This is a genomic window from Dyella jejuensis, assembly GCF_044904675.1.
Lineage (GTDB): Bacteria > Pseudomonadota > Gammaproteobacteria > Xanthomonadales > Rhodanobacteraceae > Dyella_B > Dyella_B jejuensis.
This window is the reverse complement of sequence record NZ_JADIKJ010000094.1, coordinates 1-308: the sequence shown is the minus strand read 5'-3', so window position 1 is coordinate 308 and position 308 is coordinate 1. Positions and strand designations below refer to the sequence as shown.

Annotated in this window: 1 protein-coding gene; it reads right to left on the bottom strand. The window is 64.0% G+C overall.

Going from position 1 to position 308, the window contains the following annotated elements:
• On the bottom strand, positions 1-308 hold a 308-nt coding region (locus ISP15_RS18455), incomplete at both ends, for a condensation domain-containing protein (RefSeq protein ID WP_404549480.1).

Here is a 308-nt window from a genome sequence, read left to right as displayed (position 1 = left end):
AGTGCTTCCAGCACGTGCGTGCGCACGGTGCCCAGCAGATCACTGAAGGTCGGGTCGCCTGACAAGTCCGAACGCAAGGCCAGCGTATTGACGAACATGCCCACCATCGGCTCGAGTTCCCGCCGCGAGCGTCCGTCGACAGGCATGCCGACGACGACGTCGTCCTGGCCCGTGCAGCGGGCCAGCAAGATCTTGAAAGCCGTCAGGCAGACCATGAACAGCGATGCCCCTGCCGCGTTGCCGACCCGCTTCAATCCCTCGCGCAGCGATGCAGGAAATGCCTCGCTACCGAGATTGACCGCATCGAG